Origin of the sequence: Chloroflexus sp. (assembly GCF_034434295.1) — a bacterium.
Lineage (GTDB): Bacteria > Chloroflexota > Chloroflexia > Chloroflexales > Chloroflexaceae > Chloroflexus.
Window position 1 is genome coordinate 1 of sequence record NZ_DAOTZQ010000031.1, and the last position, 23,867, is coordinate 23,867.

General features: G+C 55.2%; 21 protein-coding genes. 10 read left to right on the top strand and 11 right to left on the bottom strand.

Translation table 11 applies throughout. From position 1 onward, the window contains the following. The 5 genes from VAE57_RS04715 to VAE57_RS04735 form a co-directional block, all read right to left on the bottom strand. Positions 1-385, bottom strand: a 385-nt coding sequence (locus tag VAE57_RS04715; RefSeq protein ID WP_322820747.1) for a zinc-ribbon domain-containing protein, incomplete at its 3' end; no start/stop codon positions are given. Positions 386-669: 284 nt separating this feature from the next. Beyond that, a complete protein-coding gene (locus VAE57_RS04720) occupies positions 670-1,917 on the bottom strand; it encodes a vWA domain-containing protein (RefSeq protein WP_322820748.1) in 1,248 nt (415 codons plus the stop codon). A gap of 4 nt (positions 1,918-1,921) precedes the next feature. Continuing rightward, positions 1,922-3,217 (bottom strand): protein kinase domain-containing protein, encoded by a 1,296-nt coding sequence (locus VAE57_RS04725; RefSeq protein ID WP_322820749.1) that lies wholly within the window; start codon positions 3,215-3,217, stop codon positions 1,922-1,924. Continuing rightward, entirely contained in the window at positions 3,214-4,938 is a 1,725-nt protein-coding gene (locus tag VAE57_RS04730; protein WP_322820750.1) for a Stp1/IreP family PP2C-type Ser/Thr phosphatase, read from the bottom strand. The genes VAE57_RS04725 and VAE57_RS04730 overlap by 4 nt, the downstream gene beginning before the upstream one ends. Positions 4,939-4,948: 10 nt before the next feature. Beyond that, positions 4,949-6,211 carry a PP2C family serine/threonine-protein phosphatase gene (locus VAE57_RS04735; RefSeq protein ID WP_322820751.1) on the bottom strand — a complete coding sequence of 421 codons (1,263 nt, stop codon included), beginning with the start codon at positions 6,209-6,211 and terminating at the stop codon, positions 4,949-4,951. Between the two features lie 204 nt (positions 6,212-6,415). On the opposite strand from VAE57_RS04735, the gene VAE57_RS04740 reads away from it, so the two are divergent. The 3 genes from VAE57_RS04740 to VAE57_RS04750 all read left to right on the top strand — a co-directional run bounded on the left by VAE57_RS04740 (position 6,416) and on the right by VAE57_RS04750 (position 11,117). Further along, positions 6,416-9,010, top strand: a complete 2,595-nt coding sequence (locus tag VAE57_RS04740; RefSeq protein WP_322820752.1) for an FHA domain-containing protein — start codon at positions 6,416-6,418, stop codon at positions 9,008-9,010. Between the two features lie 240 nt (positions 9,011-9,250). Continuing rightward, entirely contained in the window at positions 9,251-9,796 is a 546-nt protein-coding gene (locus tag VAE57_RS04745; RefSeq protein ID WP_012258515.1) for a helix-turn-helix domain-containing protein, read from the top strand. A gap of 19 nt (positions 9,797-9,815) precedes the next feature. Next, positions 9,816-11,117, top strand: a complete 1,302-nt coding sequence (locus tag VAE57_RS04750) for an AI-2E family transporter (RefSeq protein ID WP_322820753.1) — start codon at positions 9,816-9,818, stop codon at positions 11,115-11,117. 265 nt (positions 11,118-11,382) lie between these two features. On the opposite strand, the gene VAE57_RS04755 is transcribed toward VAE57_RS04750, so the two are convergent. Beyond that, entirely contained in the window at positions 11,383-11,940 is a 558-nt protein-coding gene (locus tag VAE57_RS04755; protein WP_322820754.1) for an HD domain-containing protein, read from the bottom strand. A gap of 191 nt (positions 11,941-12,131) precedes the next feature. On the opposite strand from VAE57_RS04755, the gene VAE57_RS04760 reads away from it, so the two are divergent. The 3 genes from VAE57_RS04760 to VAE57_RS04770 are packed head-to-tail and all read left to right on the top strand — an operon-like array spanning position 12,132 to position 13,979. After that, entirely contained in the window at positions 12,132-12,851 is a 720-nt protein-coding gene (locus VAE57_RS04760) for an SDR family oxidoreductase (RefSeq protein ID WP_322820755.1), read from the top strand. 17 nt (positions 12,852-12,868) lie between these two features. Beyond that, positions 12,869-13,684: a class I SAM-dependent methyltransferase gene (locus VAE57_RS04765; protein ID WP_322820756.1), complete on the top strand. Its 816-nt coding sequence runs from the start codon at positions 12,869-12,871 to the stop codon at positions 13,682-13,684. Next, entirely contained in the window at positions 13,662-13,979 is a 318-nt protein-coding gene (locus tag VAE57_RS04770) for a hypothetical protein (RefSeq protein ID WP_322820757.1), read from the top strand. The genes VAE57_RS04765 and VAE57_RS04770 overlap by 23 nt, the downstream gene beginning before the upstream one ends. Here the strand turns inward: VAE57_RS04770 and VAE57_RS04775 are convergent. Further along, positions 13,976-14,914: a 1-phosphofructokinase family hexose kinase gene (locus tag VAE57_RS04775; RefSeq protein ID WP_322820758.1), complete on the bottom strand. Its 939-nt coding sequence runs from the start codon at positions 14,912-14,914 to the stop codon at positions 13,976-13,978. The genes VAE57_RS04770 and VAE57_RS04775 overlap by 4 nt on opposite strands. Positions 14,915-15,010: 96 nt before the next feature. Further along, complete coding sequence (locus tag VAE57_RS04780) at positions 15,011-16,264, bottom strand: acyl-CoA dehydrogenase family protein (protein WP_322820759.1); 1,254 nt, start codon at positions 16,262-16,264, stop codon at positions 15,011-15,013. A 330-nt stretch (positions 16,265-16,594) separates the two neighbouring features. Here VAE57_RS04780 and VAE57_RS04785 point away from each other — a divergent pair, with 330 nt between their 5' ends. Then, positions 16,595-17,782: an iron-containing alcohol dehydrogenase gene (locus VAE57_RS04785; protein WP_322820760.1), complete on the top strand. Its 1,188-nt coding sequence runs from the start codon at positions 16,595-16,597 to the stop codon at positions 17,780-17,782. 589 nt (positions 17,783-18,371) lie between these two features. On the opposite strand, the gene VAE57_RS04790 is transcribed toward VAE57_RS04785, so the two are convergent. Genes VAE57_RS04790 through VAE57_RS04800 form a run of 3 tightly spaced genes read right to left on the bottom strand, consistent with a single transcriptional unit; the run spans position 18,372 to position 19,908 of the window. Further along, the gene (locus VAE57_RS04790; protein ID WP_012258524.1) at positions 18,372-18,773 is read right to left on the bottom strand and encodes an anti-sigma regulatory factor; all 402 of its coding nucleotides are present in this window, start codon (positions 18,771-18,773) and stop codon (positions 18,372-18,374) included. Then, complete coding sequence (locus VAE57_RS04795; protein ID WP_322820761.1) at positions 18,760-19,146, bottom strand: STAS domain-containing protein; 387 nt, start codon at positions 19,144-19,146, stop codon at positions 18,760-18,762. The genes VAE57_RS04790 and VAE57_RS04795 overlap by 14 nt, the downstream gene beginning before the upstream one ends. Before the next feature lie 51 nt (positions 19,147-19,197). Next, positions 19,198-19,908 carry a phosphatidate cytidylyltransferase gene (locus VAE57_RS04800; RefSeq protein WP_322820762.1) on the bottom strand — a complete coding sequence of 237 codons (711 nt, stop codon included), beginning with the start codon at positions 19,906-19,908 and terminating at the stop codon, positions 19,198-19,200. A 208-nt stretch (positions 19,909-20,116) separates the two neighbouring features. On the opposite strand from VAE57_RS04800, the gene VAE57_RS04805 reads away from it, so the two are divergent. The 3 genes from VAE57_RS04805 (at position 20,117) to VAE57_RS04815 (ending at position 23,861) form a co-directional block, all read left to right on the top strand. Continuing rightward, complete coding sequence (locus VAE57_RS04805; protein ID WP_322820763.1) at positions 20,117-21,388, top strand: alkaline phosphatase family protein; 1,272 nt, start codon at positions 20,117-20,119, stop codon at positions 21,386-21,388. A gap of 120 nt (positions 21,389-21,508) precedes the next feature. Beyond that, complete coding sequence (locus tag VAE57_RS04810; protein WP_322820764.1) at positions 21,509-23,071, top strand: hypothetical protein; 1,563 nt, start codon at positions 21,509-21,511, stop codon at positions 23,069-23,071. Positions 23,072-23,087: 16 nt separating this feature from the next. Next, positions 23,088-23,861, top strand: coding sequence for an Rcas_1661 family thioredoxin-like (seleno)lipoprotein (locus VAE57_RS04815; protein ID WP_322820765.1), 774 nt, complete (start codon positions 23,088-23,090; stop codon positions 23,859-23,861). The last annotated feature ends 6 nt before the right edge of the window (positions 23,862-23,867 follow it).

Genomic DNA, 23,867 nt, shown 5'->3' on the forward strand with positions numbered 1-23,867 from the left:
CCGTCGGGGCATCGGCGGCGGCAGGTGCGGCGGGAGGCGGCGGGATAATCGTCGGCTCGTTCGCTGCAGGCGGTGGTGCGATCACCGTTGGCGCATCGGCGGCGGCTGGCCCAGCGGGAGGCGCAATTAATGTGGCCTGATCGTTGTCGGTAGCAGGTACTGGCGGGGTCGCCATCAGGTCAGCCCCACAAATACTACAGAATCGTTCACCCGGTAACACAGTCGCACCGCAGGCCGGGCAGGATGGCGCTAGTGCAGTTGGTTGGTCGGGAGATACCGTAAGCGGCACTGATGAAGAAGTTGGCTCAGCCAACCGTCTGCCGCATTGGTCACAAAAGCGATTGGTTGGATCATTCTGGGCACCGCAAGAGGGACAGATAATCATAGTCGTTCCTCATACTGGCTAGCAGTCGCTATAGTTAGCGACGAACGAAACACATCAGGGAACCATGTTCAGAACATTTCTCTCACATCAGGAATGGCATGATCCGTAAGATGCTCTCTCATTTTGTACCACCGCACTCATTGCCGTGAGCGTATTGTACGCAAGACTAGAGGGCAAGGGTATGATTACCATATTTCCACAGAAGTGCGATTCCGTGACAGCAGCATTTGCCGGATACATCAGATTACGTACCATTCGGTCCTTCAATGATGCAAGAGAAATGGCTAGTGATCATCTAAACGTTGCGTGAGCCGGCGTGTCGCATAGCGCAGCTCTTTCTGGGCTTGCGGGCTGAGTTGTTGACCCTGTTCGAGCGCTACAGCCTGTTGCTGGGCCTTTTCTGCCAGCTCCAGTTCGCCGAGATCAAGTAAACGAGTGGCGGCTGCACGCAGTTTCTGGGTGGCGCCGGCCACATTGCCAGCAGTCATTTCGTTAAGCGCTTGTGTTTGCAGCTTAAACGCAGTAACCCTCTCAACCAGATTCATGACCGCCGGGTTGTAACTTTCTGTACCGACCTGATCAGCTACATCGAGCAGAATGTCTTGCTTGATCACGATCTCACTGCCCTGATGAACCGGTTTGGTGTGAAGTTCTGCCTGCGCGATCCGAAACCGCCCTTTCGCCCGCGGTGGAATCATTAGATCAATCAGAACTGCTGCTGGCTGTCCACCAACCAGATCACCGAGGCGCACAGCAACAGTTGATTCCCCAATCGGCTGATACCCAAGATTGTTAATCATCGGTTTGGCACGATAGACAGCGCGTGGTGTGGCATCACGCACAAATCGCAGGAGCAGGCGGGTATCGGTTGCCACTGTTGCCTGGGCTTCATGCACGGCTTGCTGAAAGAAGGTGCTGATCTGTTCTGGTGCAGCAATATAGTCGCTATAGCCGTTACTGGCTGAGGCAATATCCTCAAGAAGCTGCTCATTCCATTCGGTGCCCAGCCCAAAAGCGACAATCTGTACCCCGGCCTGACCTAATGATCGAGCCAGATCGCGGCAGAGTGGTTCATCTCCCCAGGTCTGACCGTCGGTGAGCAACAGCATGCGACTGAGTCGGTCAGAACCGAGGTGTTTCTGGAGTTCGACCTGACCGGCCTGCATGCCCAGCGACATCGCCGTACCTCCGGCCTCGCTGATCGAGTCGACAGCGGCCAGCAGTGCCGAGCGGTCACCGACAGGAGTAGCGGGGATCAATGTCTGTACCGTATCATCAAAGATGACGATTGCTGCGATGTCAGTTGGTTGCAATTGCTCAATTACCCGGCGGGTTGCAGCCTTCAAATTGTCGAGCTTTGCCCCCTGCATCGACCCCGAACGGTCGAGCACGAAGCAAAGGTTGAGCGGAAGGGAAGGGGCCAGAGTGACCGGCGCTGCCGCTTCAACGAGCAGGTATCCAACTTGCGGGGTGGTCGAGGATGGAATCGGTGCACGTCCCCACTGGCAGGTCAGAGTTATTGCATCAGCCATACGCTTATGATCCCATCTGTGCAATCATGAAACCTAATACACAACAGAGCAGAAAGGCGCCGCTACTACTCGTAAAGCCAACAGCCGCATCGCGCCGCCCGTGTAGTGTTTGAGCCGTATTCGGACTGACCAGAGCAATCAGGCTGAGTGTACCACCGATGAGGGCAAACAGGATTGCCCCCATTGCGAGAATTAACCCGAAGCCGCCGAACAGCTCATTGGCGCCGAACAAAGTAAAGCTAGCCAGGACGATCGCAACCACCATCAACACATCACTAATGATTCCGATCCAGCGCCCGGCGATAGCCATCCCAGTACTTGGCGTAACGGCAGTAACCTCACTGCCAATGGGGCCGGAGCGAGCAGCTACTGATGCGACGCCTGGTTGCACATTGACCAGTTGTTGGCTACCAAACAGTGCCTGCTGAAACTCGACCACACTGGCAAAACGGCGGCTCGGATCGTTATCCGTGGCGCGGGTAATCGCCGCTGCTATATACGCCGGTACTGAGGGATTGAGTTGCGTGATCGGCGGTAAGCGAAACGGCGTAGTGCTGGGATCGTGACCGGTGAGCAGGTGGTGTATCAATACGCCAAGGCTGTAAATGTCGGAGCGGGCATCGGTTTGGCCACGACCGTACTGTTCGGGGGCACTATAGCCAGGGGTGCCAAATGTCTGCGTATCGCGCTCTTTGTCTGGCTTGAAAAGCCGTGCAATGCCGAAATCAACCAGCTTGATCGTGCCTTCCGGCGTAATCATAATGTTCGTCGGTTTCAGATCACGAAAGATGATCGGCGGCTGCTGGGTGTGCAGGTAGGCCAGCACCTCACAAATCTGGGCTGTCCAGCGTAAGACTTCGTGTAGTGGACGAGGCAACCCTAAACGGTTAACATAATCTCGCAGGTTCTCGCCCGGTACAAACTCCATAACCAGGTAGTGCCGACCATTCTCTTCAAAGTGATCGGTCACCCGCGGTAAAGAAGGATGGCTCAATCTCGCCAGCAATTCTGCCTCTTGCTGGAATGCAGCCTGAGCCTGCTGGCGCTCAAGCGGTGAGGTGATAGCGGTGTCGCTCATCTCCTTAACCGCCCATTGGGCTGTACTGAGTCGTCGATCTGTGGCCAGATAGACCGATCCCATTCCACCTGCGCCGAGGCGTCGTCGCAGCTCATAGCGTCCCTGCAACACCTGGAGTGGCGGAGTTGTTGCTGGTACTTCTTCTCTGCGGATCCGTGCTCCACATTCTGGGCAGAAGATTATCTGATCGTGTAGATTAGCGCCACATTGTGGACATCTCATAAGCTTAATCTCACCAGAATCACCGCGATGTTGTCTTCCCCACCTGCCTGGTTTGCCGCCGCTACCAGCGCTTGGCAGGCTTGTTGTGGATCGGCTTCCTCGGTAATAATACGTTCCATGACCGGATCACGTGTCATTTCCCACTGACCATCTGAACAGAGCAAGAGCGCATCGCCAGGACGCAGACGAACCTGAAACAGATCAATCTCTGGCTCAGCGCGATCACCGAGTGATCGCAAGACGGCATTTCGCTGCGGATGCGAATAGATCTCGTCTTCGCGGAGATGTCCAAGTTCGACTAGCCGCATGACCAGCGAGTGATCTTGACTGATCCGTTGCAGCTTACCGTCGCGAAAGAGATAGGTGCGACTGTCGCCGACGTTAGCTACCACTGCTCGATCACCGATCACCAGTGCCATCGTTAAGGTTGAACCCATATCGTTTGCCTGAGCACGGCCCTCGTTGTAGATCGCCTCATTCGCTGCCAGCACTGCCTGACGTACCAGTGATTGCATGTCGGCTTCGTGATACAGACGAGGGCCGGCCAGCATTTGTTGCAGATACGAGTCAATAATTGTCTGGGCAGCATGCCGTACTGCCAGCCCGCTGGCCACTTCACCTGCGGCATGACCTCCCATACCATCAGCAACGATGTACAGACCCCAGCTCTGTCGTTGACCGTTGTTTTCCAGGCAGAGGGTAAGTTTGAACAGGCTATCTTCGTTGTGATCGCGCACCAGCCCGACATCACTGTATGCGCCGGCTACCTGCACGAGCGGTACCGGGTGTGTTCGTTCATCACGCAGCGCTTCCAGTCGCCTGGCAACCACAGTTGCATCAGTCAGTTCACCGGTACGAATCTGACGCAGGATAGCCCCCAGGCTATCAGTTGCCTGTTCGGTACCGATGATAGTAGCTTCGTCTAGTCGCTGGGTGGTTCGTGGGATGGCAGTCAGTCGTTCCAACACATCGGTCAGTACGCGCAGATCGGTTTGAAATGCTGTTGGCCGTTCATCATCACTGACCAGGCGCAAGTGATTGGCGTGGCGAAGGCAAATCTGAGCCGGTCCACTGAGACCGAGATCGTCGATGGTGAATGTTCCCAGGCTTATACCAGCACTATGGAGACTGACCAGTAACCGGGCCAGAGCAGCACCTATCGTAAGCGCCGTTGTCTCATCGAGAGGAATGTTCAGTGGTTGCAGTTCCTGATCAAGCAAGACCGTCAATTGCCACTCATCAAATTCATATTGGTCGACAATATCAGGTAACATCGCTCGCGCCAGGGGGTCAGCCAGGCGCGAGATGAGTGCTGGCCCTTGTGGCATTGTGCGTACCGATAAAAAAGCTGGATATGTACGGACTTCGAGGGCGGCACCACAATCGATGCAATACGACTCATTGGCTTCATTCGCGACCGAGCCGCAGGCCCAGCACCGCTGCCACGGTGCCAGATCACGCACTTCCAGTGGCCCAACAGGCCACGGGTCGGGCAACGGATAGGTTGGTGCAAACCGATTGGCAAAGAGAGGCAGGTTCGCTTCCATCATCTCCTCCTCACCGCTGAGCGGTGATGTGAGTGGATCAATTGCCTGGGTCAGCATTGCACTCAGGCAGTCGTCGGTAACCGGTAAGGGTTCTCGCCCTGGTAAAGGTTGACCGCAGCCAGCGCAGCAACGGGCATTGGAACGATTCTCGGTACCACATGTCGAACAGCGCATATCGTCCAACCTATGTTGTTGCAGGTATACCGGTGAAACGAGCCAGGACAATTGAAATGTTATCGCTCCCCCCCCGTTGATTAGCCAGATCTATCAATCCGCTCACCGCCAGACCCGGCTCGTGCGCGATAGCCATCTGCACCAGCTCCTCATCGGTCACATGGTTGAACAACCCATCTGAGCAGAGCATCAGCACATCCCCGGTCGCTAACGGCTGAACCAGCGTATCGATTTCCAGGGGTTGATCGGCTCCCAGTGAGCGGTAAAGGATGTGGCGTTGCGGGTGAGTGCGGGCTTCTTCCGGGCTAAGCTGACCAACATCGACCAGACGTGCCACTATGGTGTGGTCAGTTGTAAGCTGATGCCAGACTGGGGTCTCATCACCCGTTCCAGGGGTAATCAGATACGCACGGCTGTCGCCGACGTGGGCGATGTAGGCCCGGCGATGAATGATCAGCGCCAGGGTCAAGGTTGTTCCCATACCGGTACGCTGCGGATCGTTGTGCGCTACTGCAACAATGTGGCGGTGGGCTGTCTGCACTGCTGCTCGCAGCAACGATAACCAGTCATCATCGGTCGTGGGTAATGCCGTATTAAGTTCCCGTTGCAGAAAAGTCTTAATCATTTTACTCGCCAGTTGTGAGGCAACCTCACCGGCTGTCGCTCCCCCCATGCCATCAGCAACCAGCAGTAAATAGCCAAGTGGTTCGTCACCCAGGCTGAACCTGCCGGCGTACACCGTATCTTCGTTCAGCGAACGCACCTGTCCGGTGTGACTTCGCACGGCAATCTCGGCTTGCAGTGGTGGAGGTAGCAGAGTGGCCTGCCACGGTGGTTGTAGCGCTGCTCCACACGAAACACAGAAGCGGGCCCCAGCACGGTTGCCACGACCACAATGGGGGCATGCCAGCGGATAGCGTCGTTGGGCTGGTAGGCGGGTTGTGATCCGTACTGTCTCACGCCCTTGCCGGATTTGTTGTGCCAGACTGGCCAGAATCTGGGAGAGTTCGTTCAGCGCCTGGGCTGCCTGTTCGCGAGCGACACCGGCAGAGTTCTCGTATTGCTGACGCCAGAAAGCAACTCCTGCTTCCACGATCACCAGCAGATCTCGCAGACTGATCGTATCGGCGGTGAGGGTGAGTTGTCGCTCACCGGTTATAATCACCTGTTCGGGTAATACTGACAGGGGGGCACCACAATGAGGGCATACCTGTTGTACAGCCCCGAGTGCTTTGCCACAAATTCTGCATTGCCCGCGCTTGTGCGTTGCCACCGGTTGTCCTTATCGTTCCCGAACGATGGTTGTGTTCCTAAACCGTATGACGTTACGGATGCGATATTGGATGCAGCACCCGATTCTTTGTCTGCGGCTTGATGTTTCGGTTTCAGGGTATTGCAAATCAGGACAAGATATGCTATCACAAAACAGGATTTATTTGCTTAAAACGCCCTGCATTATAGCACAGGAGCTGCGATTGTGGCACCCGCTCAACCATCAGTGTGTCCCTTTTGTCAGGCCCCACTAGCCCGTTCGGATGCGCGATTTTGCCCCGCTTGTGGCCGCTCACTACCGGCTCCGGCGACGACCGGTCCCTCTACCATCATCACCACCGGTGGTGCGACGCTCCATATCAGTGAGCCAGGTGTAGAACGTGATATTGTCTTAGGCGTGCAGCCGCTAACTATTGGTCGGGCGCCCGACAACGACATTGTCCTGCAATCACGCTTTGTCAGTGGGCGGCACGCTCGTATCGAACCGAACGGACAGGGGCACCGCATTGTTGATATTGGCAGTCGTAATGGTCTGCTGTTCGCCGGTCAACGCATTACGACGCATGAACTGGCAGATGGCGATGTATTGCGTATCGGTGATCCGGCTACGGGTAATTTTGTCTCACTGACGTATCACAATACGGCTCTGACCACAGCGGCAGCGTTGCGCGAAGTACCCAGCCGTTTTCCCCTCGATCCCAACGATCCAGAGATCACGATTGGTCGCGTTGGTTGCGACATCATTCTCGATAATCCGCAGGTTTCACGCTTTCACGCCCGGCTTGATCGCGCCCCCGGTGGTGGTGTGCTATTGCGCGATATGGGCAGTACCAACGGTACGTTTGTGAATGGTCAACGGGTAACGACGCCGGTCGTACTCAAGCCGGGCGACGTGATCCAGATCGGGGCATTCAAGCTGGTGTACAACGTCACCAGCCTTGATCGCTACGATCAGCGTGGTGCGCTTAGGATCGATGTGCGCAACCTATCGCGCGTGGTCAGTCGCAATGGAGTACAGCGTGTCATCTTGCATGACGTGTCACTTTCAATTGCCCCGCGCGAATTCGTAGCGATTGTTGGTGGCTCTGGTACCGGCAAGAGCACACTAATGAAGGCGTTATGTGGCTATGCCCCCGCCGACCAGGGAGAGGTTTTGGTCAACGGCGATGATTTCTACCGCAATTTTGCCGCTTATCGTTCAGTGTTGGGGTACGTTCCGCAAGACGACATCCTGCATCGCACGCTGGTTGTTCAGCGTGCTCTGGAATACGCTGCTCGCCTGCGGCTGCCGGCTGATACAACCGATCAAGAGATCCTAGCCCGGATCGAGCGGGTGCTTGATGATGTCGAGATGTCTGCGCACCGCGGTAAACCCATCGAGGCGTTATCCGGCGGGCAACGGAAGCGGGTGAGTATCGGTGCTGAACTCCTCGCCGATCCCAGCCTCTTCTTCCTCGACGAACCGACCAGCGGTCTTGACCCCGGTCTGGAGAAGAAGATGATGTACACACTGCGCCGCCTCGCTGACAGCGGGCGTACTGTGGTGCTGGTGACACATGCGACCGCAAATATTACCCAGTGTGATCATGTCATCTTCATGGCTGGCAATGGCCGGATGGTCTTCTTCGGTCCGCCGGCTGCTGCGCTGAACTTCTTCCAGATCACAAGTGGCGATTTTGCCGATATTTACACCAAGATTGAGGGAGCCGCAACTGCCGATCATCCAGTTGTCCGACAGGATTTACGGGCAGAATATGAAGCATGGCAGGCGGCTCACCCACAGGCTGCGTCGCCACCGAGTCTGGCTGAATTGTGGGAGATGCGGTATCGGCAATCGGCGTTGTATCGGCAATATGTTGCAGAGCGGCTGGCTGCCACCCCCGCCGGCCCGCATGTTGAGAGTGGTCAAACGTCGCAAACGACTCAACGCATCTCGGCCTGGCGGCAGTTCGGATTGCTGACCAGGCGCTACCTTGACTTGATGCTCCAGGATCGTCGTAATCTGTTCATCCTATTGCTCCAAGCGCCTATCATCGCCTTACTCCTGTTGTTGGTTGCGCGTAGCGATGCACTGACCGGCGTGCAGGCTCAAGATTTGATCCAGCGCAGTGAAGCGAAGAAAGTGCTCTTCATGCTGGCGACCGTGAGTGTCTGGTTTGGCATCATCAATGCGGCGCGTGAAATCACGAAGGAACAGGCAGTTTACCGGCGTGAGCGATTGGTCAATCTGCAGATAGGGCCGTACCTGTTTTCAAAAGTTACTGTTCTGAGCCTGCTGATCCTGGTGCAAACCATCGTCTTATTAGGTATGCTACTGTTCAAAGTCGCGCTGCCTGGCGAAACCGGTATCCTGTTGCCACCCCTGATTGAAACCTTCCTCACTCTGTTGCTCTCGTCAGGGGCAGGCATGGCACTCGGTCTGGCAATCAGTGCGGCATCGGCCACCCCTGATCGCGCCATCAGTCTGGTGCCGTTTGCCCTCATCCCCCAAATCCTCTTTGCCGGCCTGATCTTTGCTATCGAGGGCCTGGCGACACCGCTCTCATGGTTAACGATCAGTCGCTGGTCAATGGATGCCCTTGGCGCCAGCCTTGATCTGAACCGTCTCTGCGATCTGCCCAACACTGATGATCAGGGAAGTATTCCGGCAGGATGCACGCCTGGCTTCCTTGAAATCGAGGCTGCTTTTACTCACGACCCGCTACATTTGATTGGGCGATGGGGGGCACTGCTCGGCTATGCCGGCATTTGTCTCCTGATAACCGCCTGGTTGCTACGGCGTCGTGATCGTGTGATATAATGAGTGCGTAATCAAATACGAACTTTTATGTCATTTGCTTTTATGAAAAGTGTGCATTTTTTGCGTCATCTTGCATCCTTATGAGCTAAAGTGCATTCATTTGCCCTGTGCAACACCTTGACGTAACGCTGACACTGGCGTATAATCACATCTGACGATATGCAACAATTGAGATTGTGGTATGTTCGGCAGCACAGACAAAAGTGCCGGCGCTCGTTTTTCTTTATATAGAGTAAACCTATGTCACTCGGACAAAAGATCGGTCGTCTACGTCAAGAGCGTGGTCTGACCCTCCAGGAGGTGTCAGAGGGATCGGGGCTGACGCCCTCATTCCTGAGCCGTCTTGAACGTGATAAGGTTAATATTTCGGTGGCCAACCTGCGCAAACTGGCACAGTTTTTTAGTGTCCAGATGACGCATTTTTTCGAGGGAGAGGACGATCAACAGCTTGGGCAGGTGGTGCGGGTCGCTGACCGTGTTCGCCTCTCGCTCGATGATGCGCCGGTGCAGGTCTTTTCGTTACTGCCACCCAACAGCGATCTCGATGCACGCCTGATCGAAGCCTATCCTGGCAGCAGTCAGCAGGGGTTCTCATCACGTGGCAGTCAGATGGTGCATGTCCTGGCCGGTCATGTGCGGTATACTTTGGGTGAGGAGCAGTACGATCTCGCCCCTGGCGATACGCTCTTCTTTCGCGATGATACGGCGTATAGCTGGACGAATACCGGCCATTCGATTGCAACTATGCTAACGGTCAGCACCCTCAATCCACGTGATGAGCGCTGATCCGTTCTGGTGAGGTTTCATGAGAATTCTGACCCCTGTGTTCCTCCGTCAGGCTGCCCGCTGGCTGCTGATAGGTTTTTCAATTTACCTCATTGGCTGGCTGCTGTCGGCGGCAGGGTCGGCGGTAACGCCTTTCATTTTCGGTAGTGTACTGGCCTACCTCTTTTTGCCGCTGGTGAATTTCTTCAACCGATGGCTGCCCCGCTGGCTGGCTATTTTGACGGTGTACCTGCTCACGTTTGGGGCAATTGTGGCTGCCATCGCCTTTGTTGTGCCGCCATTGATTGCTCAGATCACGGAGTTGATCCGTGCTATCCCTGATATTGCCACGATCCAGCGTGAAGCCAACCGGTTGATCGATGAGTATGAGCAGTTACTCGCCAGCCTGCCTCCGGTGTTGCAAGCGGAAGTACAGAATGCAATTACTTCCGCAACTGCTGAAGGACTAAGCACGTTACGGGCCAATTTCGTCAGTTATCTACAGGGTATTGGTCAGTTTTTAATTAACAGCGTTCTTTCAGTAGTCAACACGGTTACCTTTTTGCTCGGTTTCTTCCTGGTTCCGTTCTGGCTCTTCTATGTGCTGATGGATCAACAAACCGGGCGGGCCTACCTTGACCGGATGATTCACCCGCGGCTACGCGCCGATTTTTGGGCAATGATAACCATTATCGATTATGATTTAAGTGGCTATCTCCGTGGGCAGTTGATCCTCGGTACATCGGTTGGGCTGGCGTCCTGGATCGGTCTTACAGCCTTGAATATGGCCGGGATGAATATCCCCTATACCGTGTTACTGGCAGTGGTTGCCGGCGTTACTGAACTGGTGCCGGTGATCGGGCCGATCATTGGCGCTATTCCGGCAATTTTGCTCGGTCTGGCCGACTCACCAACGACAGCGCTGGCCGTGACGATACTCTACATCGCGATTCAGCAGCTTGAGAACCATATCCTGGTCCCTCGTATCATTGGTGAGAGTGTTGGTGTGCATCCAGCGATTTTGATGGTTGTCCTGGTGGTGTGCTCACAGGTGTTCGGGTTACTGGGAGCCATTCTTTCGGCACCACTCAGCGCGATGGCGCGTGACCTCTTTCTGTATCTGTACGGTCGCCTGAGCGATCCGCCGCTTCCTGCCGGTGTGTTGCCTGAGCGGCTACGTCAGTTGGTTACCCCAATTGAGGTGTCGCAGACTCCTCCACCATCTCCAGCCCAATCGCTAACCTCTGAGTCGTCAGCGACGCGGGTGGCGCCATTATCTGATCCATCACCTACCGATTCTCCTTCGCCTCCATCCTCGGCGGCTGGTGATCAGCTATCGTGAATGGCGGTTGGCGAGTTCATCGTGCGGCGGGTTAAAACCCTGTCTCAATCCGTAGAAGGTCGGCAGGGCTGGCCTGGCGGCGGGGTGTCGCTAGTCACACCGGGGCTTGCACGCTGTCAGGTGGGTCTTTAGCCTGCCTGACAGCGGGGCTGGTCTGAGGTTGGGGGTGCCGCTAGTCGCACCGGGGCTTGCACGCTGTCAGGTAGGGCTTTAACCCCCTGATTGTCGAGGTATTTGCCGTTACTGCACGAGGCTCTGTGCGGCGCTATGGTGTCTGCCCATCCAGTTTCCACCACGACAGACCATTGCGGCCCAGCCGTCGCCAGAGTGAACTGATTAACCGTCGATGGCGGCGACGGGCACGGCGGGAAGCATAGAATGGATCGCTACGACAAAGCTGGCGCCGGATATGCAGGCTGCGTCCAGAGAACAGGCCACCGATAAATGCACTCAAGTCAGCCAGTGAGGCGAGCTTGTCGGCTACCGCTAACACCCATCCTTCCCGCGTCGTCGGACGGGGGCCGAAGGGGTACATATGACTCACAATAGCTGCTGAGACTGTTTCAGGTTCGCCTAACTCAGCGGCGATCCTGGCTGCAATAGCACCATGAGTGGTTAATGTGCCGTAGCGCGAGTCGAGATCGTGGAGCAGTGCCGCCCGCACACACGTTACCTGGTCAGCACCGAAGAACGGTGCCAGATAATATGAGAAATGTACTGAGCGCATCAGATGATCGTGCTTGGGGACACTGTGGTGCATGTGATAACGGGTCTCAACGACTCGCGGATGGTGCAGCAGGTCTGCGATAGTTTCCCAATACATTGCGGTCCTTTTCCTGGTCTGGTATGTGCCTGTTATGTTATACCATCTCTTCTCTTGCAGTGCAATGATAGCTTCATGATGCTACCAGGGTGTTATCAATCCTTATCTGTCATGATAACCAATTTTGTTTCATTCCTCAGGTATAATATCTACAAAGCCTGTTGTTTGCCGTAATGACTGGAGAAGATGCTATGAAGTTAAAGGGACGTGTTGCGATTATTACCGGCGCTTCAAGTGGGGTTGGCTATGCTGCTGCCCGTCTCTTCGCCCGTGAGGGGGCGACCGTCGTTGCTGCTGCCCGGCGACGTGATCGACTGGAACATCTGGTCAGTATGATCACCACTGAAGGTTATCACGCCTTTGCAATTCCAACCGATATTACCGTTTCAGCTCAGGTTCAGCATCTGGTTGACACCTCGGCTCAAATGTTTGGTCGCATCGATATTGTCTTGAACTGCGCCGGCAATATCGAAAAGATCGCGCCGCTCGAACAGTTTAGTGATGCCGAATGGCAGGATGTGATGAATACGAATCTCAACGGTGTCTTCTACCTGATGCGGGCAGTTGTTCCCTATATGAAGCGCCAGCGCAGTGGTACGATTGTCAACCTCGGTTCGCGCGTTGGGAAGGTTGGGGTGGCAAATATTGCACCGTTCTGTGCAGCGAAGTTTGCTCTATCGGGTTTGTCACAGGCGCTGGCTCAGGAGTTGCGCCCGTACAATGTCTTTGTCACGACAGTATATTCGGGTATGATTAATGCCGATATTACGCCGCTTAATCCTGCCGAAGAACTGCGCAAGCGATTGATGACTGTTGATGATGTCGCGCAGGCACTTCTGTGGGTCTGTACCTTACCGCCAAGCCTGCGGGTTGATGAACTACCGATTATGCCGCGGACAATTGATCTGTGACTGCGCCAGGAGCTGCTATGCCTGATCAGGCCTCTCGTGAATGGTGGGAAGAATTATTTCAAGTCTATGAGTTTGCCCATTATCGCCAATATGCCGATGAGTTGACCCGCCGCGAGGTTGATTTTTTGATCGATGCATTGGGATTGAGCGGCGTTGAAACCGTTCTCGATGTAGCCTGTGGTGGTGGACGGCATAGTCTGGCTCTGGCGGCCCGTGGCTGGACGGTGGTTGGTCTTGATGCTGCGGCATCCGTTATTGCCCATGCTCGGGCGGCGGCTGCCGATCAAGGGTTGAACGTTGAGTTTGTGACTGGCGATATGCGCCAGTTGCCCTATCATGAGCGGTTTGATGTCGTGCTCCTGATGAATAGTAGTCTGGGTTTTTTCGATGATGAGACGAATCAGGCCGTGCTCAATGGGATTGCTCGTGCCCTTGTTCCCGGCGGCAAAGTGGTCATTCAGTGTCTCAATCCCTATCAGATCGAACGCTACCTGCGCGATTTTCGCAGTGGCTGGTACCCGGTAGGCAGTGGGTTCGTGTTGCGTGAGGCCCGTTTCGATCCGCGACGGGCAACCCTCGTTATGAACTATCGCTATGTCGATGCCGGGCGTGGGATTGATGTTACCCATCCCGGCAACCAGATTCGACTGTACGGTTTTCCTGAATTGACGACAATGTTGCGTGTAGCCGGTCTACGTCCACTGAGTGTATTTGGGGATACGACCTTGCCCCCGGTTCCGTTCGAGGAGGCGAGTATCTGGCAGGTGGTGATCGCAATCCGCGACCGACCGGTCAGGAAGGAGGCGGAGGATGCAGATCGCGCTGATCGGTGAGTTTGAAGCAGCGTACCATCCCGACGCAACCCCGGCTTTGGTATTGCACCATCTGATTCGTGGTTATGATGCTGTCGTGTTGAACGCCGATGAAGTGGCTATCTTGCGTGATCTGCTTGGCTCGGTGCAGAAGCGAATTCGTCAATTGGGCGCGTATCGCCTGATTCTCGGTGCTGGTGGTGATCTGACCTTCTACACCGCGAGTGGGCAGCGCAGTGCTTATCTGAATGCCGATCAAATGCGGCAGTTGGCCCGTCTGATCGGAGCCACCCCTCCCCATTTGGCTGCGGTCTAGTACGCACCGAGGCGTACCTGTGCAGCGAGTGTGGAGACGGTGACTGGATCAATTCTTCCTGGTTCCAGTGTCTGGGCGTCGGTAGCGCCGCAGGCGGTAGCCAGGCGCAGGGCATTGGCGAGAGATTCTCCCCGGCTTAGGGCAACGCTTAACCCGGCAAAGAAGGAATCGCCGCATCCAATCGGATTGTGTACCGGGATGGCTGGTGGCGTGGCATGGACTGCACCATTCGCGTCAATCCCGATAGCACCTGCCGCACCGAGGGTAATGACGATCCGGGCAATACCCTCGCGATGAAGCGCCTGAGCGGCTCGATATACGCTCAGATCATCCGGTAAGTCGATACCGGTCAGGTAACTTAGTTCCTGGCTATTTATTTTCACTACGTCCGGGCACGAACTGATTGCGGCCGCCAGAGCTTGACCGCTCGTATCGACCAGTACATGCCGCCCCTGATTACGAATCTCTTTAATCAAGTCCGCGAGTGCTGTCGGTTCAACCCCTGGCGGTAAGCTGCCGCAGATCAAATTCCACGGCGCCGGATCGTCTACAATCGCCGCTGTAAACGCCTGCCATTCGGCACCGGTTAGCCGTGGCCCCATCTCGTTCAATACGGTAACCTGCTGATGTGACGGATCGACGATCAATGTGCAAACGCGCGTTTCATGGCCGATGGCGCTGCCGTGAAGGGTCAAACCTTCCGCCTGAGCCAGATGCCTGACATACTGCCCGGTGATGCCTCCGAGTGGCGCCCGGATCGTGGCATTCACCCCAAGGGCGCGCAGTGCCCGACCAACGTTTAACCCCTTACCACCAGCCGCAACCACTACCTCTTTTACCCGCTGCTCCTGACCAACCCGCAAGTCGGGCGTAATCAGAATGCGATCAATGGCCGGATTGGGGGTGATGATGAGAAATGGCGAGGAATGGATCATAGAGAACCTGTTGCAAAACTGGTACGGGATCGGGTGGGCGACGGTAGTGCTGTTGCCCACCCGTTGCCATCATCGTAATCGCCGGCGATCGCTGGATCAGCCGTCACTCTCCCAGAAATCGGGGTCATACGCCGGCAATTCACAGCGCAAATTTGGATACTTTCGATACCCCATCACGAAATCTGCCTGCAACAGCTCTTGGAGTTCGCGGGTGCCTTCGTAGATGATAGCACCACGTGCATTACGCAGATAACGCTCAACCGGGTATTCATCAGAGTAGCCATAGGCGCCATGGATTTGAATGGCATCATCGGCAGCCTCAAAGCTGCTCACCGTTGCATGCCATTTGGCCAGCGTCGTCTCACGAGTGTTGCGAATGCCCTTATTCTTCATCCATCCCGCACGATAGACCAGCAGACGGGAGGTGTCAAGTTTGCGCACCATATGGCTGATCATCCGCTTGACGAGTTGGTGCTCGGCAATGGGGACGCCAAAGGTTTGCCGCTCGCGGGCGTAACGAATGCTGGCTTCGAGACTGGCCTGGATTAGGCCGGTAGCGCCGGCAGCTACCGTGTAACGGCCATTGTCAAGCGCTGCCATAGCAATCTTGAACCCTTCTCCCTCTTCACCCAGCCGGTGCGAGCGCGGCACGCGAACATCGTTAAAGACGACACCACCGGTATTACCGGCACGTACTCCCAGTTTGCCATGAATGGGATAGCTGCTGACACCAGGCATCGAACGTTCCACGATAAAAGCTGTGATCCCACGCGGACCGGCATCAGGATCAGTCTTCGCAAATACCAGGAAGTTATCGGCCAGATCGGCCAGACTAATCCATATCTTCTCGCCGTTGAGAATATAGTCATCGCCGTCGCGGCGGGCGGTCGCCTGCATAGCAGCAGCATCGGTGCCGCTGTTGGGTTCGGTGAGACAGAAGGCGGCCAGCTTTTCACCCCGCGTCTGTGGTACCAGGAAGCGCTGTTTCTGCTCTTCCGTTCCCCATTGGAAGATCGAGAGCGAATTCAGGCCGGTGTGGACACTCATGACCACCCGCAAGAAACTGTCAACTCGCTCAAGCTCTTCACAGACAACTGCCAGCGCCAGGTAGTCCATCCCGGCACCGCCGTAACGTTGTGGAATACAGATGCCCAACAGCCCCAATTCACCCATACGCTTCAGCACCGGACGTAGATGGGGCCGATCTTCTGGCCCCTCAGCCGCCGCGCCACTCCGATCCCATTCGCGAATATGCGGTGCGACTTCACGTTCGGCAAAGTTGCGCACCGTCTGGCGCAACATCTCGTGTTCGGGGCCGAGAAACATGTCATAATTTGCCGTCAAATCCATTGTGATACTCCTTTGTATCTGGCAGAGCAGCGCCTCTCACTCGCCAATGTACGAACGCTTTGATTATACCGCGGGTGCTCTCACCGTGGATGGCGACGGCGCATACATCTTTCCAAAGATGGAGGAGACGGCTGAACTTCCCTTTTGACGCAGTGCGAAAGATAGTTTACACTTGAAGTAAATCATCATCTGTATCGACGCACCTATCCGAAAAGACCTTACTGAGGTAGACGAAAGCACGGCTTTCGTCTCTTCATCGCTGTTGAACCTGGGTGGACCGTTCGGATAGGTGCCGGGCTATCGTTCACCAGTCGGAAAGGAGGGGCGTGTATGATGCAACCACGTGAGTTTATCATGCCGGCACAGATGATCATTGGTTCGGGTGCTGTCGATCAGGTTGGGGCGCAGTGCGCGAAGCGTGGTTGGAAGAAGGCTCTCATCGTCACCGATCAGATCATGCAGAAACTCGGCATCGTCAGCCAGGTTGAACAGAATCTGGCTCATCACGGCATAAACAGTGTCGTGTATGCCGGTGTCAACACCGAGCCAGTGGTGGAATATGTGCAAGAGGGGTTGACAACATTCCGGGAAGGTGGCTGCGATTTCGTGCTGGCAGTTGGTGGTGGTAGTCCAATTGATACCGCGAAAGCGGTTGCCGTGCTCGTAACCAATCCCGGTTCCATCGAGCAATACAAGGGGATTGGCAAGATTGGTGCTCCCGGTGTGCCCCTGGTCGCCATTCCCACTACAGCCGGCACCGGTAGTGAAGCGACGATCTATACCGTCATTACCGATCAGAAAACCGATGTGAAAATGTTGATCGGTAGCCCCTATTTAATGCCGACCATTGCCATCGTCGATCCGATGCTAACCGTCTCATCGCCACCTAGTGTAACCGCAGCTACCGGTGTTGATGCGCTGGTACACGCAATTGAGGCATATGTTTCGGTCAAGCGGCAGCCAATGACCGATGTGTTGTGTTTGTCGGCAATTGAATTGATCGCCGGTAACATTCGCCAGGCATGGGCCAATGGCAACAATATCGAAGCCCGCGAGAAGATGATGTTGGGGGCAACCCAGGCCGGGATTGCCTTCAGTAATTCGTCGGTAGCACTTGTGCATGGCATGTCCAGACCGATTGGCGCTTACTTCCACATTGCCCATGGCGTCTCAAACGCAGCCCTCCTTGCCGTAGTAACTGAATTCAGTCTGGTTGGTGATCCACAGCGCTATGCCGATATTGCCAGAGCAATGGGCGAGCCAACCGAGGGGCTGTCGCTGATGGAGGCGGCTGATCGAGCAGTTGTCGCCATCCGTCGGCTGGTGCGTGACATCAAAATACCCTCGCTTCGCCAGTTAGGCGTGGAGCGCGAGCGGTTGATGGAACTGGCGCCGGCAATGGCCGATGCCGCCATTGATAGCGGTAGTCCGGCGAACAATCCGCGCAAGCCGACGAAACAAGAGATTATCGAGCTATACGCCAGGGCCTACGATGAAGGTGATCGGATGAGTGTATGAATGGCCTCTGGTTGGGAGTACATCAAATCTGTCGTGATCAAGGGCATGGCACACAATCCATGCTGATTGCGGATGGGCGGAACCGGCCTTCCCGCTAGTATCACTCTCCTGACGGGATACTGTTCCCGGTTCCGGTTGTCCGTGGTGTATCGTTTGGAGTGCGGCAGCCACGCTGCTGCACTAGCCTGCTTGCGATCAAGCGTGTGTCACAGCGGTTTCACCGTGGGTTATGGGGACGACAGGCGTGCAGTGCACGTCCGTCCAGGTTGAGTATTTGTGGTGAGCTGACTGCGCGTGAGCAGTGGTGTGTCCAGCTTGCTGATTAGCCTCCTTTCGCTCCTGTAACCCAACAGTGGCACAGATGAAGGAATGAGTACAGACGCAAAGTTCACCCCTCGAAGCGATGAGCGGCATCAGCAGTAATGTGCCGTATCAATGAAGATTCTGTGCCTTTATCCTGGATCGGGTACCATCGAGTTGATGGTTCGTGAGCGTGATATTGTGTACAAATAGTAGCGCCAATACAATGGGGGCGACATCTTCTGTGCCCCCAAACTCTGACATCTCTTGCGCACATAAACACTGCCTATCAGTTCCGCCACTTCCGACAGACGATGGTTGTGCCGACGCCTTCTTTCGACTTAATATCGAACTCGTCCATCAGCCGTTTGGCGCCTGGTAAGCCCATCCCCATCCCGCGTGAGGTGCTGTAGCCGTCTTGCATCACCAGATCGATATTCGGAATCCCAGGACCTTGATCTTCGCAAATAATTTCAATCCCCTTGCGGGATCCTTTCTCTATATCACGCACCGTCACATTGCCGGTACCGGCGTAGAGAAAGATATTGCGGGCCAGCTCGCTTACGGCTGTCGCAATACGCGCCTGATCAATCGGCCCGAAACCGAGCGCCTTGGCCATATCGCGAGCCATGGTGCGTGCGATGACAATATCAAGGTCGCTTCGAATGACAGCAGTCTTACTCTGCGCCATCGTCGCTCTCCTCACCAGTCATCCGCTGCATCATGGCCAACCCCTTTTCGAGGTTAAGAGCCGTGAGTACACGCGGTAATTCAAGTCCTAATTCAACCAGGGTGATAGCAACGGCCGGTTGTAAGCCGGTAAGGACTACGCGGGCACCCATCAGGCCAGCCATTGCGGCAATGTCGGCAATCAGGCGACCGATGAAGCTATCAACAACATCAAGAGCGGTTAAATCAATAATAACACCACGGGCACGGGTGTCGTGGATTTTTTGCAACAGATCATCTTTAAATTGAACTGCTGACGTATCGTGTAGCGCCACCTGAATTGAGGCGATTAAAATGTCGCCAATTTTCAAGATTGGAATACGAAGATTATCCAAGCTGCGCTCCTCTACAACTTCAGTGAGCGTTGCTCCGCCAGACTAATATTATCACACAACTCCCAACATTCCGGCAATAACTGCGCCGGCTAATAGTGGTACACTTATGTTATCGGTTCCATGCGGTGAAACACCTTCGGCGATTGTCGCCACCAGTCCTGCTACAATACTGGTGATCAGTGCAGCACCAACATCTATCGGGGAACTCTGCGGGCTAAGCGCCGATCCCGGTGTCAGTAACAGGGTCAGCAGAATTGCGACAGTGCTAGCGATGAACATCGCCGCCGAACCTTCAAATGAACGGCGTCCCTGCCCAATCTGATAGTAGTGGCGCCCCCAACGTTTGCCGACAATCGCAGCCAGCGCGTCTCCCCAGGTCATGGCCATAGTGCCGGCTGCTGCAATGTAACCGCGATCATCGGGAGAATTGGTACGCCAGAAGATTAAAAAGAGGATTGTTATGGATAAGGCAAAGTAGACTGTGCCTGGTGTACTGTCGGGAGCATCAACTGCGGCCAGTAAGCGAAAACGGTAGAAGATGAAATTGAGAGCAATGAAGGTCGCAAACGGAATGATTCCAATTGTCCAGTTTTCAAACAGGGCCAGTACCCCAAACACCCACATACCGGCACCGATGTGGACAAATTTGCGGGTGAAATCTTGCGGATACCCTCGCCAGCGGCGAATCACCTCGGCAATGATGAGCAGTCCAAATGCGTACCCGAACGAGACAATTAGTCCAGTGAGATCGCGTGTGCTCATAATGGTGCCGGTGCTATCTATGGCGATACTTGGCTTTTATTCTATCTGTAACCTGACGAATCGTCAATTGATTAGCAGTAGTGTACGTGGTGAATATTTAATGACAAATCTTTGTATGAGACAAGTATCGCGATATGGCTACACTGTGTGCAATCGAGTCGGTCATTACTGGTGATACCTTGCACGTTTTACTATTCAGGAGGCATCTATGCTGGTTGCCGAGTCGACGGCTGCGATCAATGCAGCCGGCCTGAATGCCGACCATATACGACCGTTGTACGATACCTTCGGGTTTGCCCAAATCCCAGATACCATTCGCTATCTGTTAACCGGCAAGGCTGTGTCACCGTTACCTGAGGTTGCTCTTTGTGGTTTACCCGATTATCCGGCGACGGTGGTGATGGTGATGCTCGATTCGTTCGGGTGGCATTTCTTCAGCCGGTATCTTGAACGGGCACCGTTTTTGCGCCGTTTTCTCCATCACGGGCGAATTTGCCAGTTGACAACCGCTTTTCCCTCCTCTACTCCTGTCCATATAACTTTACTCCACACCGGTCTGGCTGCCGATCAGAGCGGTATCTACGAGTGGTATGTCTTTGACCCCGATCTTCGGGCTGTCATTGGCTCACTGCTCTTTTCCCCCGTCTTTGATCGCAAGGCTGATGGTCTGGTCGCGTATGGTGTTGATCCGCTGGCTATCTATCCTCAGAGCCGTTTCTACCAGCAGTTGCAAGCGGCAGGTGCGAGTAGTGTTGTGCTCTTGCCGGCGGCGCTGGCCCATTCAGTGTATACCCGTACCATGTGTAGTGGGGCGTTGGTCGTGCCATTCCAGGATATTCCTGATGCGACGGTCCGTCTAAAGTATTTGTTTGAACATCAGGTGGCACCCACCTTTTACCATCTGTACATCGACTCTGTCGATGCAACGATGCATCGATACGGGCCGGAGTCGGTTCAGGTTGAGAATGAAATTGTCACCACGCTTGATCATCTTGAACAGTATCTCTGGCCACTCCTCCACATGGCACCGCAACCGACCGTCTTGTTATTAATTGCCGATCACGGTCAGATAACGGTTGATCCACAACAGGCGATTGTACTTAACCGGATATGGCCCGACCTGGAGCGCTTCCTCCGGCAGGGTGGTGATCGCCGACCGCTCCCCCCGTCGGGTTCGCCGCGAGTGACAGTCTTGCACGTTCAGCCCGCAGCCGTTGCTGATGTGCAGACAAAGTTGCAACGTCTACTCGGCGAGCGGGCAACGGTGGTGTTGAGTGCCCGTATGGTAGAAGATGGTTATTTTGGGCCGCAACCCGGTGAACGGCTGCGCTCTCGGTTGGGTGAATTGATTATTCTCCCTGCCCCAGGGGAAGTGATTGTCTGGGATCATCCGCAAGCCAAACCGTTTGCATATCGTGGTGTACACGGAGGGCTTACGCCGGCAGAGATGTTGACGGAACTGGCCTGGATGGTGGTATAGGATGGGGGATGATGTTTTCCTGCCAGCTATGTATCTGCTGTCGCTGATACATGCACGCAGCCCTTGCCACGATGTGATAAGATACACGAGAGACGTTTGCATTGTAGCGGAGGCCAGTCTGTGTCTGAGACCGAACCCTCACCTGTTCCGTCAACGCCAGGGCCGCGACTGAGTCGTGACACGTGGTTGTTGATTGGTGCGTTGGCTTTGCTCGGCCTTGGTGTCGCACTGACGTTCATCTTCTCACCTGGCACCAGTGTTGTTGACACGACCCCTACCACAACTTCACCAATAACTCGTCCACCAACCCTGAGTGCGTCGTACCAGGCACCTACCGCTGCCGCTGGCGGAGCAACAACTGGCCCATATCCGGTTACTGTACCAACGATTGATGTGGCTCAAACCCAGACCAGTGTGGTACTTGAGATGACTGCGCTGGCCGCTACGCTACAGGTTGAAATGACTGCGACTGCGACCAGTGTATCGGCATACCCGGTTCCCGAAGGTACCCCGCCGTCAATGCCGACACTAGTGCCAACCGCTACAATTCCTCCACCGACTGTACCACCGCCGCCTACAGTACCACCACCGCCAACACCAACCAGCGCCGATCTGATCATTGATGACAGTCCGACGAACCCACCACCGCCAACTGCTACCCCTCTGCCAACGGCTACGCTGGCACCAACACCGATCCCGGCACTGGTCTTACGGGGTAGTACGCGCTGGGCTAGCGGGCAGGGACCAATCGTGCTCAATCGCGATGTGCAGATTCCCCCGGGCAGTGAGTTGATTATCGAGCCGGGTGTGGAGGTACGTTTGGCGCCAGGAGTGTCGATCTATGTTGATGGTGGGCGAATGATTGCCCTGGGCCAGGCTGGAAGTCCGGTGCGTTTTGTGGGAGCAACCGGCGCACGCTGGAGTGGTATCTTTGGCCGTCCTGGGAGCTTTATTGCGCTGGAACATACCGAAATTCGCGGCGGTGGACTGGCGGGAACGGTGTTGGTCAGTGAAGAGGGAGGTTTGGTCGTTCGCGCTACCCGTATTACAGACAATGGTGGTGGGGTGTTGGTTGTCGACTCGCGACTTGAACTCAGCCAGAGCGAAATTGCCGGCAATGACGTTCCTTTTGGAGCAGCCCTTGATGCGTCGTACAGTCGTGGGAATAGTGTCACGTTAACCGGTAATCGGATTGCCGGTAATTTGCTCAGCGCGGGTGCTCCAATGGTGCGAATTGCGCATCAAAATGCGCGCGATACCTTAGTTCTCTCTGTTGAAGGCAATCTCTTCCGTGGTGGTAGTATCAATCTCCAGCTTACGACCAACGGTATCTTGCAGGGAACGATCACCTGCAATGCCTTAATCGGCGGCGATTTGGGATTGGGTCTGCGGAGTGAAACGCTGCAAGTGGCACCTGATGGTGGCTTCCTGATGCCGCTGCGAATTGAGCAGAATCTATTGGAAGGCCATACACCGGTTATTCGTCCAACCTATCTCACCTTTGGTATCGGTCGTGGGGCAGCCAGTGAAGTTGCATTGGATATGCGCAATAACTGGTGGGGGGATGTGTCTGGTCCGTATGAACCGGATGTCAACCCGCAAGGAATTGGTGATGCAGTCGGAAGTAATATTTCCTTCGCTCCCTGGCTGACAAGCCGTCCTGATTGTGTACCGGTGCCCTAATTGAAGGAGGATTCTGTTGGTTGCACGAATGGCTCGTCTCCTGATCTGTTCGTTTGTAGTAGTGCTGGTGGCGTGTACGGCTTCAGTACCGGTAGCCGACATGCCGTCGCCGACAGCCGTCGTGCCAACGACTGCTCCGTCGGCGTCATCCACATCCACAACGGCACCAACGGTTGCTGCGCCGACCGTAGCACTGCCGACTGCCACTGCAGTACCGGCGACCGTGGTGCCGGTGGTAACCTACCGTGGTGCTCTGGTCGGGCGCGATGCAAATGGTGCGTACACGCTGGGTGATCCGGCAGCACCGCTCACTCTGACCGACTATTCAGATTTTCTTTGAACGACATGTCGCCGTCACGTGTTGACGGTTGAACCGGCATTGATCGAACGGTACGTGGTGACCGGGCGCGTCCTGTATGTCTTCCGTCCGGTGTTGAACCATGGCGTGGTTTCTCTGATCACGACTGCGGCTGCCTTCTGTGCCGGTGAGCAAGACGCTTTCTGGCCGATGCATGAATTGCTCTTCGAGCGACAGGGCGAAGTGTCAGCGACTCGTGATAGTGACCTACCGGCGCTTATGCGGTCGTATGCCGCTGACTTAGGGCTTGCTATTGAGCCATTTAATGCCTGTATGAATGATGGTGCAGCGCAACGACTGGCTGAGACACTTGATACCGAACAGCGTCAGCGTGGGATTCGCATGCAGCCAGTTTTCGAGATCGGAGATATTCGCCTGGTAGGCTTGCAGACACTCGAACGATTCGCTGGTCTGATCGAGCGACAACCCTGACCTGGC